This window comes from Erwinia persicina (assembly GCF_014838825.1).
GTDB lineage: Bacteria > Pseudomonadota > Gammaproteobacteria > Enterobacterales > Enterobacteriaceae > Erwinia > Erwinia persicina_A.
Map to the genome: position 1 here is coordinate 320,332 of NZ_JACYMO010000001.1, position 19,535 is coordinate 339,866.

The 19,535-nt window shown below is 56.5% G+C and carries 15 protein-coding genes; 11 read left to right on the forward strand and 4 right to left on the reverse strand.

The annotated features are described in order from the left end of the window. The 9 genes from IFU29_RS01475 (at position 1) to IFU29_RS01515 (ending at position 11,038) form a co-directional block, all read left to right on the forward strand. On the forward strand, positions 1–1,095 hold the full coding sequence (locus IFU29_RS01475) for a methionine ABC transporter ATP-binding protein (RefSeq protein WP_191932348.1): 1,095 nt from the start codon (positions 1–3) through the stop codon (positions 1,093–1,095). After that, on the forward strand, positions 1,079–1,729 hold the full coding sequence (locus IFU29_RS01480) for a methionine ABC transporter permease (RefSeq protein ID WP_191932349.1): 651 nt from the start codon (positions 1,079–1,081) through the stop codon (positions 1,727–1,729). Before IFU29_RS01475 ends, IFU29_RS01480 begins: the two co-directional genes overlap by 17 nt. Before the next feature lie 104 nt (positions 1,730–1,833). Continuing rightward, positions 1,834–4,083 carry an AAA family ATPase gene (locus tag IFU29_RS01485; protein WP_191932350.1) on the forward strand — a complete coding sequence of 750 codons (2,250 nt, stop codon included), beginning with the start codon at positions 1,834–1,836 and terminating at the stop codon, positions 4,081–4,083. Next, positions 4,070–5,035 (forward strand): hypothetical protein, encoded by a 966-nt coding sequence (locus tag IFU29_RS01490; protein ID WP_191932351.1) that lies wholly within the window; start codon positions 4,070–4,072, stop codon positions 5,033–5,035. The genes IFU29_RS01485 and IFU29_RS01490 overlap by 14 nt, the downstream gene beginning before the upstream one ends. A gap of 114 nt (positions 5,036–5,149) precedes the next feature. Beyond that, positions 5,150–6,163, forward strand: a complete 1,014-nt coding sequence (locus IFU29_RS01495) for a sugar ABC transporter substrate-binding protein (RefSeq protein WP_191932352.1) — start codon at positions 5,150–5,152, stop codon at positions 6,161–6,163. Then, positions 6,153–7,682, forward strand: a complete 1,530-nt coding sequence (locus IFU29_RS01500) for a sugar ABC transporter ATP-binding protein (protein ID WP_191932353.1) — start codon at positions 6,153–6,155, stop codon at positions 7,680–7,682. The genes IFU29_RS01495 and IFU29_RS01500 overlap by 11 nt, the downstream gene beginning before the upstream one ends. Continuing rightward, positions 7,679–8,710 (forward strand): ABC transporter permease, encoded by a 1,032-nt coding sequence (locus IFU29_RS01505; protein ID WP_191932354.1) that lies wholly within the window; start codon positions 7,679–7,681, stop codon positions 8,708–8,710. Before IFU29_RS01500 ends, IFU29_RS01505 begins: the two co-directional genes overlap by 4 nt. Beyond that, the gene (locus IFU29_RS01510; RefSeq protein WP_342214436.1) at positions 8,703–9,692 is read left to right on the forward strand and encodes an ABC transporter permease; all 990 of its coding nucleotides are present in this window, start codon (positions 8,703–8,705) and stop codon (positions 9,690–9,692) included. The genes IFU29_RS01505 and IFU29_RS01510 overlap by 8 nt, the downstream gene beginning before the upstream one ends. Beyond that, positions 9,689–11,038 carry an LLM class flavin-dependent oxidoreductase gene (locus tag IFU29_RS01515; RefSeq protein ID WP_244633604.1) on the forward strand — a complete coding sequence of 450 codons (1,350 nt, stop codon included), beginning with the start codon at positions 9,689–9,691 and terminating at the stop codon, positions 11,036–11,038. Before IFU29_RS01510 ends, IFU29_RS01515 begins: the two co-directional genes overlap by 4 nt. A gap of 101 nt (positions 11,039–11,139) precedes the next feature. Here the strand turns inward: IFU29_RS01515 and IFU29_RS01520 are convergent, their stop codons facing one another. Then, complete coding sequence (locus tag IFU29_RS01520; protein ID WP_191932355.1) at positions 11,140–11,484, reverse strand: hypothetical protein; 345 nt, start codon at positions 11,482–11,484, stop codon at positions 11,140–11,142. A 102-nt stretch (positions 11,485–11,586) separates the two neighbouring features. On the opposite strand from IFU29_RS01520, the gene IFU29_RS01525 reads away from it, so the two are divergent. Next, on the forward strand, positions 11,587–12,492 hold the full coding sequence (locus IFU29_RS01525) for an alpha/beta fold hydrolase (RefSeq protein ID WP_191932356.1): 906 nt from the start codon (positions 11,587–11,589) through the stop codon (positions 12,490–12,492). 646 nt (positions 12,493–13,138) lie between these two features. Here the strand turns inward: IFU29_RS01525 and IFU29_RS01530 are convergent. From IFU29_RS01530 to IFU29_RS01540, 3 genes are all read right to left on the reverse strand, one after another. After that, positions 13,139–14,395 carry an SfnB family sulfur acquisition oxidoreductase gene (locus IFU29_RS01530; protein ID WP_423244808.1) on the reverse strand — a complete coding sequence of 419 codons (1,257 nt, stop codon included), beginning with the start codon at positions 14,393–14,395 and terminating at the stop codon, positions 13,139–13,141. Between the two features lie 211 nt (positions 14,396–14,606). Further along, positions 14,607–16,793, reverse strand: a complete 2,187-nt coding sequence (gene fhuE / locus IFU29_RS01535; protein ID WP_191932358.1) for a ferric-rhodotorulic acid/ferric-coprogen receptor FhuE — start codon at positions 16,791–16,793, stop codon at positions 14,607–14,609. Positions 16,794–17,046: 253 nt separating this feature from the next. Continuing rightward, positions 17,047–18,939 (reverse strand): beta-glucoside-specific PTS transporter subunit IIABC, encoded by a 1,893-nt coding sequence (locus IFU29_RS01540; protein WP_191932359.1) that lies wholly within the window; start codon positions 18,937–18,939, stop codon positions 17,047–17,049. A gap of 379 nt (positions 18,940–19,318) precedes the next feature. Between IFU29_RS01540 and IFU29_RS01545 the strand changes: the two genes are divergently transcribed. Beyond that, a complete protein-coding gene (locus tag IFU29_RS01545; RefSeq protein ID WP_062743284.1) occupies positions 19,319–19,528 on the forward strand; it encodes a glycine zipper 2TM domain-containing protein in 210 nt (69 codons plus the stop codon). The last annotated feature ends 7 nt before the right edge of the window (positions 19,529–19,535 follow it).

The following is a 19,535-nucleotide window of genomic DNA, read 5'->3' on the forward strand; positions in this document are numbered from 1 at the left end:
ATGGTCAGCCTGAGCTGGCCGGACAGTGCCGAACAGAGCGCTACCGTCTCCCGTCAGCCGGGAGCGGCGCATGTGGCCATCGACGGCCTGTTTAAGCGCTATGCCGGGCAGCAAACCGATGCCCTGCATAACATCAATCTGCATATTCCGCGTGGCACCATTTTCGGCATTATTGGCCGCAGCGGTGCCGGAAAATCTTCACTGATCCGCTGCCTTAACCGACTGGAAAACCCGACGGCAGGCAGCGTGGTGGTGGATGGGGTGGATATTGGCCGTCTGAGCGACAGCGAACTGGTGAACTGGCGGCGGGGTACCGGGATGATCTTTCAGCACTTCAACCTGCTGTCGGCGAAAACGGTGCGCGAGAATATTGAGCTGCCGTTAAAGGTCGCCGGGGTTGAGGCGCGGGCGCGCCAGCAAAAAGTGGATGCGCTGCTCAAACTGGTCGGGCTGGAGGATCGCCAGCATGCCTGGCCCGCCCAACTCTCTGGCGGGCAGAAGCAGCGCGTGGGGATTGCCCGTGCGCTGGTGCATGAACCCCAGCTTTTGTTGTGTGACGAGGCCACCTCGGCGCTCGACCCGGAAACCACCGCCTCGATTCTGGCGCTGCTGCGCGAGATTAACCAGCAGCAGGGCATCACCATTGTGCTGATAACCCATGAGATGAACGTGATACACGATCTCTGTCATCAGGTGGCAGTGCTGGAACAGGGCCAGGTGATTGAGCAAGGCCCGGTCTGGCAGGTTTACGGCGATCCGCAGCAACCGACGACGCAGGTACTGCTCAGCCCGCAACAGCATGCGCTGCCTGCCGCGCTGGCCGATCGTCTGCGTCCGCAACTCAGTAGTGCGAATGACCGGGCGCTGCTGCGCCTGACCTGGACCGGAGAGGGTGCGCTGCCGCAGTTGGCGGCGATTATCGCCCTGGTGGGCAGTGAAACGCAGTTGATACAGAGTGCGCTGGAGTGGGTGCAGGATCGGCAGATTGGTCAGATGATCGTACTGAAACCGGCCGGACCTGCGCCGTTTGACGCCAGCTCACTTGAATCGTTAGCCGACCGTGTGGAGGTGCTGGGCTATGTCACTGCAGATTGATCGTTTATGGCAGGGATTGCTGGATACGTTAATGATGGTTGGGGTGTCCTCACTGGCCGCGCTGCTGCTGGGCCTGCCGCTGGCGGTGGTGCTGGTGATCACCGACAAACAAAACCTGTTTGCCAACCCGCTGTTGAACCGTCTGCTGGGCTGGGTGGTGAATCTGTTCCGTTCGGTGCCATTCCTGATCCTGATGGTCGCATTGATCCCCTTTACCCGTATGGTGGTCGGTACCTCGTATGGCGTCTGGGCCGCCGTGGTGCCGCTGACGCTGGCGGCTACGCCCTTTTTTGCCCGCATTGCGGAGGTCAGCCTGCGTGAAGTGGATAAAGGGCTGATAGAAGCGGCACAGGCGATGGGCTTTCACCGACGGCATATTATCTGGCATGTGCTGTTGCCGGAGGCACGCCCGGGCATTGTCAGCGGATTTACCATTACGCTGGTCACCATGATCAATGCCTCGGCGATGGCGGGAGCGATTGGCGCAGGGGGGTTAGGGGACCTTGCCTATCGCTACGGTTACCAGCGTTTTGACTCACAGGTGATGCTGACCGTGATTGTGGTACTGGTGGCGCTGGTCACGGTATTACAGCTGTGCGGCGACCGGTTATCGCGGCGGTTAAATCACCGTTGATCGCGTAATGGGATGAAATATCTGTGTTTTCGCTATTAAATTAAATGATGAAATCGGCTAATGTATCGCAATAGTCGATTAGCATTGTTCTACAGGAAACAGAGATGATTTACATAGACAGAAACAGCGTGGATTGCCCTGTCTCGCTGTTACCGGGTGGGGAGGGTGAGCGTGAACTGGCACAGTTATCGACGTTCATTGACCAGCAAGAAGAGCATCGGCAGCAACGTTTCCACTTTCGTAATTTACGAAAAACTGATGTTTTCCCCGCTGTTTTGCAGCTGTTCTCAGAAAAATGTGCCTATTGTGAAACCCCCGTTATCAGTATGCTTGCCGACATCGACCATTTTCGACCGCGGGCGTCAGTGGCTGAAGATGCCCGGCATCCGGGTTACTGGTGGCTGGCCAACCGCTGGGATAATATTTTTCTGGCTTGCAGGGTATGTAACGCCGCTAAGAGTAATCGTTTCCCGCTTGAAGATGAAAAACTTCGGGCTTTTATTGTCGGGGGCGAAGTCTATGAACAGCCTCTGCTACTCGATCCTACGGCTGATAATCCGGCAGAACATTTCGTTTATGATGAAGGTGGGTTTGTTGCCAGTGATACGTTAAGAGGTCAGACAACCATCGCGCAGTTACGTTTAAATCGTGCTTCACTTGTCATTGACCGAAAAAAAACCGTTCAGCATATTCTGGCACGGATAGAACAACTTAAAAATGCGTTGCTTGCAGAAAAGAATGGTGAAGATAATAAAGAACTTGTTAACACTTGCCTATGGCATCTTCAGGATTTGACGGACAAAAAATCCCCTTATTCCGCGATAAAACGGCAATTTTTAGTTTATGAACTCAGTGGATTTTACACAGCAAAAGATTTTTCACTACATTTCGAATGGTCTGAATATAACCAATTAATTAGTAAAAGAAATATAGTATCTGTAAAGAATGAATTTAGGGGCTACTTAGACTATTTATCAGATTTCTCTCTTAATAATAGTATCGGAAATTATAAATCTCGCATGCTACGACGTAGTATTGAACATATAGAGATTAACAACTTTAAATCCATTGAAAAAATTTCGCTATCGGTACAGCCAGAATGGCTAATGCTGCTCGGTGAAAATGGTGCTGGAAAAAGTTCAGTGTTGCAGGCGATAGCCCTATGTATTGCTGGTGCAAATCATTTTTGGCATCTGGTAGATAAGGAACTGATCATCCCTCAAGAGTTAATTAAAAAGGGCAAGCGCACAGCCACTATTTCTATACAACTCTCAGGCTTTGTCGGCAAGCATGAGTTGATTTTACGTCGTGGTTTAGCCAAGTTCAGACGCCCGGCAGGCCGAACGGCAACAGTCACCTGGGAGCAGGGAGAAACTGAAGTTACCGGGGATCGTGAAGCGAAAGACGAACAGCAGGTGCTGCTGGGTTATGGAGCTACACGTTTACTGCCTGTTAAAAATCATCAATACCCGGCCATCACATCGGGTGATTATCGTCGAATTGATAATTTATTCGATCCTTTTGTCACGCTCATTCCGGCAGAAGAATGGCTTGTTAAAGCACCTGAACATCTGTTTAACCAGGCAGCGCTGCTGCTAAAAGATCTGTTATCGCTGGATGATGGCGTTCTTTTCATTAAACAGAAAGGGCGGATTATGGTCAGTTCTCCGACTCAGGAGATCTCGCTACGGGTCCTCAGCGATGGCTTTAAAGCAGTAATTGCCCTGACCGTAGATATTATCAGTGTGGCGACTCGTTTATGGGGTTCACCTGAAAATGCCGAAGGTATTGTGCTGCTGGATGAGTTGGACTGCCATTTACACCCCACCTGGAAAATGCGCATCGTCAGCGGACTGCGGCGCGCCTTTCCCGGTATGCAGTTTATTACCACCACCCACGATCCCCTCTGCTTGCGCGGTTTAGAGCAGGGCGAAATCTGCCTGATGGAAAAAGATGATAGTGGAAAAGTCACCGCCAATACGGATTTGCCAGATCCTGCCGATTTACGTGTCGATCAGCTTCTTACCTCGCCGTTCTTTGGTCTGAACACCACCCGCGATCCGCAGGATGAAGTCCTGTTTGACGAATACTATGCGCTGCTGTCTCTGAGCGAACGTGACGATTCGCAGAATGCAAAACTGGCGCAACTCAAATCGGAGCTGAAGGCGCGCCGCTATGTGGGAGACACCCCACGTGAGCAGTTAATGTTTGAAGCGGTTGATCAGGTCATTGCCGACCACAGAGAGAGTGGAACCCCTCAGGTGTATGAGATGAAAGAGGAAGTGGTAGAGGTTATCTCTGCGCTTTGGGATGACGTGCTCAATGAGACCTTTACCGACCATGATAAAGATTAATCGTAGCCTGAAAAATCCGGCTATCCCGGTCTATCACACCGCCAGTAAAGGGCGCATACCCCATAAAATGACCCGTGAGGTGGATGAACGCAACCGCGCGATCCTATTTTGTACCGATCCGGCTAATTACGCAGGAAATGAGAAACTCACAACAACGGCTTTTCCATTTAAAGTCTATAAAGACAAATTACTCACGGCGGAACTATTCACCATTTTCAAAAAAAAATGTGCTTATTGTGAAAGCGCTTTTGCCCATGTATCTCCCAGTGATATTGAACATTTTCGCCCTAAAAATGAAATACAGACACAGGACGGTCAGTCATTTAAACCGGGCTACTACTGGCTGGCGGGTGAATGGTCCAATTTACTGATCTCCTGTATTGATTGTAACCGGGCGCGTGACCATCGCGTTCCCGGCCAGCCTGATCATGTGCTGCGCGGTAAAGATAGCCAGTTTCCCTTATCGAATGAGATCAACCGCGTGCGTTCTCATCGGGGAAATGTTTTTGTTGAAGAATCTTACCGGCTGCTGATTAATCCCTGCACGGACGATCCCGAACAGTTTTTCACCTACGATACAGAAGGTCTTATTCACCCCAGAACGCCAGGAGATGAGCGGGCGCTCATGTCTATCCACGTTTATGCGCTGCAACGTGGTGAGTTAGTTCATGAGCGAAAAAGGGTGCTGAATGACCTGATTGAACGCATTGATTTTCTACATTTACCCGCGAAAGAGTTAAATCGGATCGCGAGGGAAGACCAGGAGACTTATCAGGAAAAGTTGCAGCAAGTGCGCAGGCATTTGAAGGCAATCTCCACGATGTTTGTTCCGGGACGGCCGTATTTAGGCATGTTGCGTGATTATCTTCAACACTATATCGGCCGACAGGACTGTCAGCACTTATTGCGTGCAGGGATTGACCTTGCTGAACTGCTGCGCAGAAGCAGATAAGTTCAGTTTTTCTTAATAACCAAAGTTGCCGGATCCTTAGTTGAAATCGGCATTATTCCTGTCAGATGACTGTGCTACTTTGGCATTCATTCATCTGACAGGAATACCATAAAAATGGCTAAGAATAATAAAACAAAAATCGTCTCACTGATTAAAGCCTCACTGGCCGCGCTGGTCGCTTCGGCGATATTCATGGCCTTGCCGGCACAGGCAGAAAATAATGATGCCGATGTGCCGTCATTAAAAGGGAAACGCATTGGCATTACCGTGGCGGGCACCGATCACTACTGGGATCTGAAGGCCTATCAGGGTCAGATTGATGAAGTGAAACGCCTGGGCGGCACGCCAATCGCGCTGGATGGCGGGCGTAAAGAGGCGCAGCAAATCTCTCAGATTCAAACGCTTATTGCCCAGAAGCCGGATGCCATTATTGAAACCCTCGGTACCGCATCGGTCCTCGAACCTTGGCTGAAAAAAATCCGCGCCGCGGGTATTCCGCTGTTTACCGTGGACACCGCCAGCCCCTCCAGTATTAACGTCACCACCTCAGATAATTTTTATATTGGTGAACAGCTGGCGCTGAAACTGGTTAACGATCTGCGCGGCGAAGGAAATATCCTGGTATTTAACGGGTTTTATGGCGTGCCGGTGGTGGCAATGCGTTACGACCAGTTAAAAGCGGTACTGAAATGGTATCCGAAAATTAAAATCATTGAACCGGAATTGCGCGATGTGATCCCGAATACCGTGCAGGATGCTTATTCACAAATCAGCCAGCTGTTAAATAAATATCCGAAAGGCTCGGTACAGGCGATCTGGGCCGCCTGGGATGTACCACAGATTGGTGCCACGCAGGCGGTGGATGCCGCCGGGCGCAGTGAGATTAAAACCTATGCCGTCGACGGCAGCCCGGATGTGGTGTCGCTGGTGAAAGACCCAAAATCCAGCGCAGCGGCGGTGGTGGCCCAGCAGCCTTATCTGATTGGTAAAACCGCCGTACAAAACGCCGCACGTTATCTGGCGGGCGACCGTAACCTGCCGCCAGCAACCTATGTGCCTTCGCTGGTGGTGACCAAAGAGAACGCCGCCGAGGTGCAGAAAACGCTGGGTCAGAGCGATGCCAAATAAACCGCCGCTGTTAGCGCTGCATCAGATTAATAAAGCCTTTGACGGCGTACCGGCCCTGCGCGGGGTGTCTCTCAGCCTCGCGCCGGGGGAGATTCACGGCCTGATTGGCCATAACGGGGCAGGAAAATCGACGCTCATCAAGATCCTCGGCGGGCTGCAACCCGCCGATGGTGGAGAGATCCGCTTCGACGGTCAGCCGGTGCGCATTGATTCGCCGGGCAGGGCGCAGACGCTGGGCATTGAGATTGTGCATCAGGAGCGCCTGCTGGCCCCCAGCCTGACGGTGGCGGAAACGCTGCTGCTGGGCGAGGAGCCGGTTTATCCCGGCGTGCGTCTGCTGAATCGTCGTCGCCTGCGCCAGATTGCGCGCCGGGCGATCCGCCAGCATTTTGCGTTGGAGATCAATCCGGACAGCCTGATTGCCGACCTCAGCGTGGCAGAACAACAAATTGTGCAGATCACCCGTGCGCTGCGGCACTCGCCGCGCGTACTGGTGTTTGACGAACCCACGGCGGCGCTGGCCCGCCATGAAGTGGACGCACTGTTTCGCGCTATCCGCACGCTGCGCGGCCAGGGGCTGGCGGTGCTGTACGTTTCACACTACCTCAATGAAATCACCGAACTGTGCCAGCAGGTCAGCGTATTACGTGACGGGCAAAACGTGGCACTGCATCAGGTCAGCCAGGTCACCGGCCCGCAGCTGATCCACGATATGCTCGGCGATGCGCTGCAAACCCAGTCCCGGCCGACGTCAACGCGTCGTGAACAGACGCTACTGCGCGTGGACAATCTGTCGGCTCCGGGGCGTTTCAGTGATGTCAGCTTCAGTGCGCAACGCGGCGAGATTATCGGCGTCACCGGGCTGCTGGGGTCCGGCGGTAAAGCGCTGGTGCGCTCACTGTTTGGGCTGGAGAGTGGCCTGAGCGGCAGCATCACCCTGAACGATCGGCCCCTGTTGCCACGTTCACCCCATCAGGCGGTGCAGCAGGGCATTGCGTTTGTACCGGAAGATCGCCGCGCCAACGGCATCGCACCTGATCTCAGCGTGCGGGAGAATATTGCGCTGACTTCACTGAAAAGCCTGGTCCGGCGGCTGTTTATCGATCGCGGGCGCGAGAGGGCGCTGGTCGCGGGCAATATTCAGCAACTCGGTATCCGCACGCCGGGTGCGGAGGCACCGCTGCGGTCGCTCTCCGGGGGCAACCAGCAGAAGGTGGTGCTGGCGAAATGGCTGAACACCGATGCACAGCTCTACCTGCTTGATGAACCGACGGTCGGGGTCGATATTGGCGCAAAAACCGAGATCTATCAGGCGCTGCAACAGCTGGTTGCGCAGGGGGCACTGGTGATCGTCTTCTCAACGGACCTGCTGGAGCTGCAGTCCTTGTGTGACCGTATTCTGGTGCTGGCACGCGGGCAACTGGTCAAAACGTTGGACACTGCTTCCGCCGACCATCATGACATCCTCGCCTGGGCTTCGGGTGCAGCACAGGACCTGACGAAAGGAGCTGCCGCATGACAGAACTCACATCACAAGACGCCGTGCTGACCCCGCCTGCCTCTGCGGCGCCGGTATCCGGGCAGGCCACGCAGTGGCTGCAGGGCGGTGCTCTGCTGATCATTATTGCGGTGCTGGCCGTGTTTGCCGTGCTGTCACCGATATTTCTCACCCTCGGGAATCTGGGTAACGTGCTGCAACAGGCCGCGGTGACCGGAACGCTGGCCTTTGGTCTGACGCTGGTTTTGACCGGCGGCGGCAGCCATTCTCTGACCGGGGGGATTGATCTGTCGGTGGCGGCTAATATGGGGCTGAGTGCGGCGGTTTTTGCCACGCAGCTGGCGGCAGGCCATTCCCTGGCAGTGGCGCTGGGCCTGGCGCTGTTAAGCGGTACCGCCCTCGGCTCGCTGAATGCGCTGGCGGTAGTGTGGCTGCGTATTCTGCCGCTACTGGCAACGCTGACCACCATGAATATCGCCATCGGGCTGGAGATGGTGCTGACGCAGAACTCCACCATTCCGGTGAGTGGGCCGCTGTTTGATGCTCTGCTGGCGGCAGGTCCGCTGACGTTGCCCTGGCTGGCCTGGGCCTTTGCCCTGCTGGCGCTGCTGGCAATTCTGTTGACACACAGCACCCGCTTCGGGCTGCGCTTACAGGCAGTGGGCAGCCATCCCCTGGCGGCGCGAGCAAATGGCCTGGTCGTGTGGCGCTATATCGCTGCCAGCTATGTGCTGTGTGGCGTAGCGTCGGCATTAGCCGCTTTCGGTTCAGTGACCGTGCTCAGCGGCAGTTCGCCGGGGGCGGGCGATAACCTGCTGATGGTGATTGCCGCCGTGCTGCTGGGCGTGGTGTTTTCACGGCGTCTGGTGCCGACCGTGGCTGGAACCCTGGTCAGCGTGCTGTTTCTCAGCCTGATTGCCAACGGTTTCCAGTTAATTAATGTGTCCAGCTACTGGATTAACGGTGTGGAAGGGGTGCTGATCCTCTCGGTGGTCTCACTGACCGCACTGCTGCGCCAGCGCCAGCAAAGGAGAAAAGTCCGTGTCTGAGTTAACTGTAGGTCCTGTGGCGGCAAGAGCAGGCGGCAACCTGCTCAGCCTGTTGATGCTGCTGGCCTTTGCCCTGTTATTGCTGTTGTTCAGCCTGACGGCACCCGGCTTCTTTACCCTGAGTAATATCGAAAGTGTGCTGCTGAATAATGTTGCACCGCTGGCGATTGTCGCCCTGGCGATGACGGTGGTGGCTTCGATGGGGGCGGTGGATCTCTCCGTCGGCACCGCGATCGATTTTTCCTGCCTGGTGCTGGTGACCCTGGTGCTGCATCAGGTCGGGCTGCCGCTGGCGATCGGTGCGGCGTTGCTGGCGGCACTTTGTGTGGGATTGTTTAACGCATTTCTGATTGCGGTACTCGGGGTGGAACCCTTTCTGGCCACGCTGGGCACGCTGTTTATTGGTCAGAGCGTGCAGCAGCTGGCATCGAACGGCGGTCAGCCGATCTACCTGTTGACTCAGGTGCTGCCACCGGGCTTCTCCGCGATCAGCCACGGCAGCTGGCTGGGTATTCCGCTGCCGCTGTGGGTCGTTGCGCTGCTGGCGACAGGTTTACATCTGCTGTTGCAGCGCAGCCGTCATGGCCGGGCGCTGAACGTCTTCGGCAGCCAGAGTAGCGTGGCGCACTATTCTGGTATCCATACCAAACGGCTGATCATGCTGGCCTTTGTGATCAGCGCCGTTACCGCTGGTCTGGTGGGACTGATGCTGGCATCGAATGTGAAAGCCTGGGTGTCGTTGTCGGGCACTGCCTATCTGTTGAATGCCATCGGCGCGGCCTTTATTGGCAGCACCTTCTCCCGCTCGCGGCGGCCCAGCGTGCCGGGCACCTTGCTTGGCGTTGTCCTGCTCAGCTTTGTCGCCAATGGGTTACTGTTGATCGGCTGGAACTTTTACTGGCAGCAGGTGGCGACCGGGGTGCTGATCTTCGTGGTGCTGGCCGCCGGAGCGCTGAACCGTCGCCAGCGCGGAGGGGCATGATGAGTGCACCGAAGCCGCCGCTGATCCTGTTTGGTTTTATGATGAATGTGGTCGGGCATATCTCTGCCGGGCTGTGGCGTCATCCTGAGGATCAGGCCTCACGCTACACCGATATCCGCTACTGGGTGGAGATCGCGCAGCTGCTGGACGAGGTGGGGTTCGATGCGCTGTTCCTGGCGGATGCGCTGGGGCAGCTGGATGTATATCAACAGCAGCCGGATGCGGCGCTGCGCGGTGCCGCCCAGATGCCGGTCAACGATCCGCTGCTGCTGGTCTCCGCGCTGGCGGCCGCCACCCGGCATCTGGGTTTTGGCGTGACCGTTTCCACCACTTACGAACATCCTTATCTGCTGGCGCGGAAATTCACCACCCTGGACCATCTCAGCAACGGGCGGGTGGCGTGGAATATCGTCACCTCAATGCTGGACTCCGCCGCGCGCAATCTCGGCCTGACTCAGCAGATCCCTCATGACGAGCGCTACGATCGTGCGCAGGAGTTTGTCGATGTTGCCTGCAAACTGTGGGAAGGCTCGTGGGAGGAGGATGCCGTCGTCCGTGACAAGCAGGGCGGGATTTACAGCCATCCGCATAAAGTTCACCCCATTCGTCACCAGGGTCGTTACTACCAGGTGCCGGATGCGCATCTCAGCGAACCCAGCCCGCAGCGTACCCCGGTGCTGTTTCAGGCGGGTACCTCCGCACGTGGTAGCCTGTTTGCCGCCGCCAACGCCGAGGTGATTTTTATGGCGGGGCTGACGCCGGAGGCCATTCGCCATGATATTGCCACCATTCGCCAGCTGGCGGTGGAGCAGGGGCGGCATCCCGATGCTCTGCGCTTTATTGCCGCCGTCACCGTGGTGACCGGGCCGGATGACACACAGGCCCAGGCACGCTATGCCGATTTTCAGCGTTACATCAGTGAAGAAGCAGCGCTGGCGCTGTTCTCCGCCTGGACGGGGGTGGACTGGGCCGACTATGATCCTGATCGCCCGCTGGAATATATCGAAACTGATGCCTGCCGCTCGGCGCTCGCCAGCCTGACGCGTATTGACGGTGGCCGACAGTGGACGCTGCGTGAAGCGGCACACTATATCGGGATTGGGGGGCTGCATCCCACGCTGGTGGGCGGCCCGCAGTCGGTGGCCGACCAGTTGGAACAGTTTGCCGCGGCATCGGGCGTGGACGGTTTTAACATCGGCTATGCCATCAGTCCCGGCAGCTTTGAGGATTTTGCCCGCTATGTGATACCGGAGCTGAAAGCCCGCGGACGCGTTGCACCCCGACCTGCGCAGCCGCTGACCCTGCGCGAAAGGCTGTTTGGTGCGGGACAGCGTTACAGGCGATAAATCGTAAAAAAAAGACGTCTGTGTTAGCGGTACGCATATTTTTTCTCAGAATACTTTTGATTAAGTTGTCCTTCGCACATTTTATGTTCAACGTAAAAAGGCTAAGACAGCATATGGCGCAGGCGCACTTCATCGACAAAACAGACAATATCTTCGGCTTTAATCACCGGCTCAAGCCCACGTTGCTTAAGCTTGTCACGAAAAGAATCGACAGATAACGTCAGTATTTTTTTAAGATGCCGCGTTTCACGGTAGAGGTAGAGCTGGCCGCTGTCGGACAGGCTGAGTACGCGAAGATCGTCGATCAGCCGAGATAATCCTTCCGTCTGCCGGAGTAAGATATCGAACTTAGCCGTGGCTTTGTTTCGGTGATCGGTACATCGATTGTTGCATTGCTTCTCACAGGCGGGGGGCTGGCGATGTATAACCGTAAAAAGGTGTGACAAAGGCTGAAGCCAGTTTGAACACGCAGCATCGGCAATAGGCATGATTTTAAGTGTCGCGTATGATGGCATCCCAGCTGAGACATCTCACAGGGAGTGATCAACATGATTAATTTCGATTATTTTATCGATCAGGCAAAGCACCTTGCTGCGACATTACCGCTGCCTTCGCAGGTCAATACCTTAGAAAGAGAAGGGTTGCGTTATCGCCTTTATCGGTCAGAACAGACGCCAAATGATCTGATCATTGTTTATCATGGTGGCGGCGTTCATCTGGATGCTGGCTATGACATTCTTGCCCGGCAGATAACACAGGATGAAAGCATCGCAGTTTGTCTGGTGGATATTCGCGGCCACGGCGGATCGACAGGGGCGAAAGGCCAGTTGGCGAACGTTGCCTCGGTCTGGCGTGATGTCGATACGCTGGTGAGCTGGATGCGAACCCTTTTTCCACATACCGCGATGCATTTGCTTGGGCACTCCAGCGGGGCGGGTATGCTGATTAACTATTTTACGCGGCACCTTCCGCAACAAAGAACTGACAGCCTGATTTTTCTGGCCCCGGAACTGGGTCCTTTTGCCCCGGAAGTACGTCAGCGCACGACCTCAGCGCCCTTTGCCAGGGTAAGCCAGTGGCCTTTTATCATCAACGCGTTGAGTGGTGGCTGGCTGCTGGGCAACTACCCGGCGGTGCGGCTGAATTTCCCGGATAAAGTGAAGGCTACCGCGCTGGATTTTGTGCAGCACTACAGTGTCAATATGGCGAATGCGCTGACCCCACGTCATCCTGCAAAACAGCTGGCGGCGCTACCGTTGTCCACCTCGTGGTTTGCCGCTGGCGACGATGAGTTGTTCAGTGCGCAGGCGATGGCGGTATTTGCTAAACAGCATGGCAACACTCATCTGCGGTTCCAGATACTGGAAGACTGCTCACATCTGAATTGCGTGTTTTGTCTTGAGGAGGGGATACAGCAACATCTTAATGCCCTGCGTCAGAAACGCGCCGTCTGATCATCAAGCCCGCTGATGCGCTGAGGGATCCCCACAAAACAAGACCTGCATTCTTGGCAGCCACCTTCTTTTCCGGTCGGCCAGTGAAGCGGGCATGCACGATGGCCAGGTTCAGGTCAACGTCAAGGGCGTTTCGCTTTCCCGCTGCGCGGGCTGAGCGACCCAGGGTGGGCAGTCGCCCCCACCCTGGGGACCCGGGCTTTGCGGCAGGCGCTGCGTCCACTGCGTGGATGCCTTCGCAAGCGTCGTTCACCGATGCACCGTTCGTGACGGCACATCCCTGTGCCGGCTCTCCCTCTCACCGCCGTCGTGGCGGTTCGTCCTGGTTCACTGTGCTTCCTCAGCGCTGCTGAATACCGCCTCAACGTCAAAATCCAGGTCAAAACCCAGATCCAAAATCCTGATTCAAATCAATCCGCAGAGGCTGTCACAAGGTGGGTACCCACAGCGAGCAGACGTTCTGCGGGGATGGGGCCCGTTTGAGGTAAGCCGGACGTCACGCGGCAGGGACGCCGCGTGCCGAGGCCCGCATGGATGCGGCAGTTGCCGATCCGGCTTGCGCAAACTGGCCTCAGACCTGAAACCGAATGATCAGCCATTCATTTTTGTGGGGATACCTCAGCGCTGATGCGGGCTTTTTTCTGCATTAACTCCACGCATGGCGCGGTGGGTTAACGCCGTTCAGATAGTAATTTCCGACATGGAAATACTTCCAGCGCACTGGATCGTGCAGCGTGTGCGTGCGGGCATTGCGCCAGTGGCGATCAAGCTGATATTCCGCCAGCGTGGAGCGGGTGCCGGCCAGTTCAAACAACTTGTTACCCGCAAGAATGGCGATCTCGGTCGACAGCACCTTGGCCTCCGCCGTGGCGACGGTAGCGGCGGCCACTGTTTCTTCACTGGGTGTGGTGATAGCAACGTCGATCAGCTCGCCGGCGCGGCACAGCAGCGCTTCGGCCGCGTGTAGACGGATTTGCAGGTCGCCGATGGCTGCAATGGTGAATGGATCGTCGCTGGCGCGTTCCTGGCCGCTGTCGATCCACGGGCGTGATTTCTCGCGCACAAACGCCAGCGTATCGGCCAGCGTGCCGCGTGCGATGCCGGTATCCACCGCCGCCTGAATAATTTGTGAAATCGGGCCAGCGGCAGTAGGACGTTCAAATGCCTGCCAGACGGGAATCAGTCGTTCCTGCGGTGCATGAACATTGTCCAGCAGCACGGTGCCGGACGCAGTAGTGCGCTGGCCGAAGCTCGACCAGTTGTTGATCACAGTCAGGCCCGCTGCATCGCGATCCAGCACCACCAGATTGGCGCGACCCTCTTCATCTACCGCCACGGTATGCACCAGATGCGCCAGCAACGCGCCCGTGGCGTAGAACTTCTCGCCATTCACTACCAGTTCACCGTTATGCTGGCGCACCGTTGTTTTGAAATCGGCCACCGTGGCGGTGCCTTTTTCTGAGAAGGCGTTGCCCCAGCGTAATCCGGACAAGACGCCGGCCAGCAGCGTCTGCTTCTGGTTTTCCGTACCGTCCTCCAGCAGATGGGCAACACCCGCCAGATGGTTTTGCGGGATCTGCCCCAGCGCCGAGTCCGCAGCGGAGATAATGGCAATCACCTTCGCGACCGTTGCATAGGAAACACCTGCGCCACCGTATTCCCGTGGGATATTGATGCCCCACAGGCCGCTTTGAGAGAACGCGTCCAGTTCGGCCACCGGTAAAATACCATCACGGTCGCGGCGGGCAGCGCCCGGTGCAAACTGTTCCGCCAGCCGTTTCGCGACAGTAATCGCTTCAGCATCGCTGGTTATGATATGCGCAGGCTGTGACGGTCGCGGCAGCGGAGCAAAGTGTTCCGGGGAGTTAACATAAAATTCAGTGGCTTCAGCCAGGGATTCGATAGCAGACACAGGCACTCCTTAATGACGGTGACAGGGCGCATTGGCGCGGATAACACCATCCTGTCACACTGTGTTCACGTCGGTTATAAGGATTCAGCGCATCGATTGTTACCACGCTGATAAGGCGCGGCCTGGTAAACGAGAAAAGGGATTACAGCAGTCATCGCGCTGTCTGCATGATCAGCCCCGGCATCGTGCCGGGGCTTTTTTATCAGAAGGCGTACGACAGGTTGACCGAGTAGCTACGCGGTTCGCCGTAAACCACATAATCGCTGCCCCATGAGTAATAAGAGCGGTCAAACAGGTTATCGACGTTCGCCTGCACCGCCAGCTGTTTCGTGACCTCATAGCGGGCAAACAGGCTGGCCAGTGGATAGCTTCCCTGGTAAACGCGCTGGACTTCTCCATCCGGGCCAGTGGCGTCCTGGAAGGTGCGATTCTGCCAGTTAAGCCCGCCGCCGAGGGTCAGGTCCTGCAACATTGGTAAACGGTAGCGGGAGAAGAGTTTAAATGAGGTCTGCGGCATATTGCTGTTGAAGCGGCCGGAGGTATCTCGCGCCACATAGCGCGTTGCCCCGAAGGTCATTTGCAGGTTGTCGGTGACGGCACCGTTCAGCTCAAACTCCGCGCCTTTACTCACCGCGCCTTTAGCCGCAACATACGCCTGCTCGCTGGAACCATTCACAAAGGTGCCGCTGAGTTCCTGACCCACGTTCTCCTGCTCAATACGGAATACCGCAAAGGTGGCGGTCAGATGCCCATCAAACCAGTCAGACTTCAGTCCGGTTTCATAGTTTTTCCCGGTCACTGGCGACAGATAGGCTCCATCAGTGCCACGGTAGGTCTGTGGCTGGAAGATCGAGGTGTAGCTGGCGTAAGCCGACCAGGTGTCATCGATGTCGTACACCAGCCCGCCGTAGGGAGTGATATGGTTTTTGGCCATTGTTCCGCTGCTGCCGTCGGTGCTCCACTGGGTATAACGCGCGCCGAGGATCAGCGACAGCGGGTCGGCCAGCGAGAAGCGGGCGGCGGTGTAGGCCGATTTCTGGCGGATCACGTCATCGGCATTCAGATACCAGTTACCCCATTCCGGCTCCTGAACGTTGCCGTTCCAGTTGTTATCAAAACTGCCCATCTGTGCATAATCCAGCGCACCGTCCACACTGTAGGTCTGGTTATGCTGGCGGCTGTAGCTGACGCCGGCCATCAACTCATGATGACGCCCCAGCAGTTCAAACGGACCGCTGGCATAGGTATCAATGGATTCCTGCGTGCGCTTACCGCGATCCAGACTGCCATAGCCGCTGACTCCGCTACCGGTCACCGCATCGGGGAACTCCATCACATACAGCAGCTTGTCAGCAAAAGTCTGCTCAGCGTGCGTGGCATTGACGCGGAAGGTCCAGCCGTTATCAAAGTCATGTTTGACGTTGGCAAAAACCTTACGCGAATCGAGGCTGTAACGCGCCCAGTCGGCCGACGGATTGAGATTGCGGCTGTAATGGGTGCGCGAACCGTTGCTGTACCAGGTCGGCAATCCGCCCCAGGTCGGGTTGCCGGTGTTGCTCTCCTGATAGTCGTAGCCGAGCGACACCGTGGTATTGTCGGTCACATCGGCATCCAGCACGCCGTAGAGGAACTTTTTGCTTTTATGGTAGCGATCCAGCCAGCCGTCCTGATCCTGGTAACCGGCGATAACGCGGCCACGTACGGTGCCTTTTTCGTTCAGCGGGGCAGAGAGGTCGGCTACGTAACGCTGGGTATTCCAGCGGCCATAGCTGGCGCTCAGATTGTCGGTCACCGTCTTGCTGTCGGCATGTTTGCGTACCATATTGACCGACGCCGACGGGCTGCCCGCACCGCTCATCAGCCCGGTGGCGCCGCGCACGACTTCGATGCGGTCATAGATGGCGGTGTCTTCCCCGGCATCGCCGTAGTTCCAGTTATCTGCCGCCGACGTCGGGATATCATCAAAGGTGTAGTTGGTGATCTGGAAACCGCGTGAGAAATAGCTGGAACGTTCGCTGTCGACCAGTTGGGTGGCGATCCCGGTGGTGTTATCCAGCACCTCGCCTACGGTTTGCAGATTCTGGTCCAGCATCCGCTGCTCAGTGACGACGCTTAATGACTGCGGGACATCGCGCGGGGTCATCAGCATTTTGGTGCCGGCACGGGTGGTCTGCACCGCATAGTCCTGCTGATTGCCCGTGGCCGTGTCGTCCACGGAAGCGTCGACCACCAGATCTTCTGACAGCTTGGCCTCGCGGGCCTGGGCCGGGGTAAGCAGGGCGTGGATCGTCAGCGCCAGAAGTGAAACGGACAGGGCTGTCTGGCGACCCGGAGCGCGCAGCGGGGCACGACTTTCACGGGGGGACGAAAGCCTGAAGCAGAGCGGCATAGAAAGATCCCTTCAATAAGGTGGGTATGCAGCATCGCCGTTTTTTATCATGTCCTCCGGCGGCGAGAAGCGCGGAGGGACAGGGCGGCTCAGCTAAAGTTCAATGGTAATCATTATCATAATCATTTTCTTTTACGCGTTCATGGTAAATCTGCGGGTGAGAGAAAATAAATGGGGATGAGCAGAAGGCGTACGCGAGGCGTAAAGCATTAAGCAGGAGACGGCAGAGCGGGTATGCTCTGCCGAGAGATCATCAGGAAAGGCTCATGAGCGGCATCAGCGGTTCTATTGCGCCCTGCGACTGGTGTTTTTTTAGCCGGAATTCATCGCTGTTCACCACCAGCACCGGGGTGGTGAGGTCGTAACCCGCCGCTTCGATTTCAGCCTTATCAAATGCCAGCAGCGGCATCCCGGCCGTCACTCTGTCACCTTCTTTCACCAGCGGGTGGAAGTACCTGCCCTCCAGCGCAACGGTATTCAGCCCGACGTGGATCAGCAGCTCAGCGCCGTTATCGCAGAGTAAGCCAATTGCATGGTGAGAGTCGATCAGCGTGGCGACCACGGCATCGCACGGTGCCACCACCTGGCCTTCACTGGGGCGAATAGCGATGCCGTCGCCCAGCATTTTTCCTGCGAACGTTTCGTCGGCAACGCTTTCCAGTGATATCACCGTACCCGGCAGCGGGCTCATCAGATCCAGGCTGCGGGTCTGGGCTGGCACGGCGGCGGCCGGAGCCGGGGACGGGGACGTCGTCGTTTCGGTTAGCGTCTCTTCAGCCAGCGGATCGTCAAAGCCCACAAACTGTACCATGACAATAGTCAGGATAATCGCCGTCGCACTGCCTGCCAGTTCGCCGATAAACGACATCGGCGCGTCCGGGCTGATGGCATTGACCAGGGTGAACAGGCCCGGCAGGGCGGCGTAGGCATAGTAGAGTGAGCCAAACAGGCTGGCGACGACCGCGCCGATTGCCCCGCCAATACAGCCACAGATAAAGGGTTTTTTAAAGCGCAGCGTCACCCCGTATATCGCCGGTTCGGTAATGCCGAATATCGCGGTCACGCCTGCCGACAGGGAGGTCGCCTTGAGCGCTTTGTTGCGCGTTTTCAGGAAAACCCCGAACACCGCAGCCATTTGTCCGATCACCGCGATGGTCTGATAGGCCTGGAAGGAGTCATAACCCTGGGTATCGAAGTTGGCCATGATCACCGGGGTGATCCCCCAGTGAACGCCAAAAATGACAATGATCTGCCATACCCCACCAATCACGGCGGCAGCCACGGCCGGAGCAAAGGCGAACAGCGCGTTATAACCGCTGGCCACGCCCATCGCGGCCCAGGTGGTGATGGGGCCAATGACGATAAGCGTGAGCGGGACGATCACCACGAAGCAAATCAGCGGCGTAAACAGCGCGCTGACTACCTCGGGCAGCCGCCGTTCAACGCGCTTTTCAAGCCATGACAGCGCCCAGACAAGGAACAGCGGTGGCAGCACCGAGGAGGTATAGACCGTTTTTGCCAGCGGGATAAACAGGAAGCTGATGGTTTCCCCCCCGGCGATGCGGCCTGCCATCGCGGTCCACTCCGGGTTGATCAGGGCGCAGCAGCAGAGCACGGCAATAAACGGGTTACATTTAAAGTGTCGGGCGGCGGTAATGGCGATAAACACCGGCAGGAAAGCAAAGGGCGTCCATGACATAAAGTTGAAGATGGCAAAGGTGCCGGTGGTTTTAATATCCGCATCAATCAGGCCGACGACGATTAATATTCCCTGCAGGATCCCCGCCGCCGCCAGAATATAGACAATCGGGGCAAAGACCGCCGACATGGTGCCAATCACGGCATCCAGCCAGCGTGTTTTCTGTTTTGCCTGGCCGCCACCGTGCTGCTCACCTATCAGCGAAGAGAGGGCATTAAAAACATCGGCCACGTGCGTACCGATGACCACCTGAAACTGGCCGCCGCTCTCCACGACCGCAATCACGCCCGCCAGCCCCTGCACTTTTGCCTTCGCGCCCTCCGGCGTTTCATTTAACACCAGCCGCAGGCGGGTGGCGCAACGTGAAAAGGTACTGATATTATTTTCGCCACCAACCTCGTGAAGTATATCAGTTGCTAACTTATTGTAATCCCTGATAACTGCCATTTATTTCGACCTTTTTTTATGGGTAGAGAGTGATGTAACAGAGGGTGAAACCGATTTCATGCTATCAGTGCGATCCATTTCTGCAACCGGTTTCATATCAGAGCGTGAGCTGTTTCACAGCGAAGATTACCGGCGGAAGCAGGGGTGATTTTGCAGCATCTGGCAGAGGGGGGCGAACCTTAGCGCTGCCGCAGGGCATAAAGTGGGGGGAGGCGGTCTGAAAAATAGTGCTTTTTTATAAGAATATTTACCTGCCGGATTTCCAGGGTAACGATTATATTCTGCTGCGAAGGACGCCCGTTGTTACCCGGAGAAGGGTAAAAAACCAATAAGACTCACTTTTTTGCATTCCATCAACATGATGGTGGCGAGGTTTTTAATGCTTTTAAAACGCAGCGGTACAATAGCCATGGTATTACTGATTACGCTTTCGGTCACGGCCTGTGGCATGTCTCACCGTGGCAGAAATACGGCCATTGGTGCGGGTGTGGGTGCAGTAGGCGGGGCTGTTCTGACCGGGGGCAGTACCTGGGGCACCCTGGGGGGCGCGGCTATCGGCGGGGTGATCGGGCATCAGGTCAGCCGCTAAGCTGACC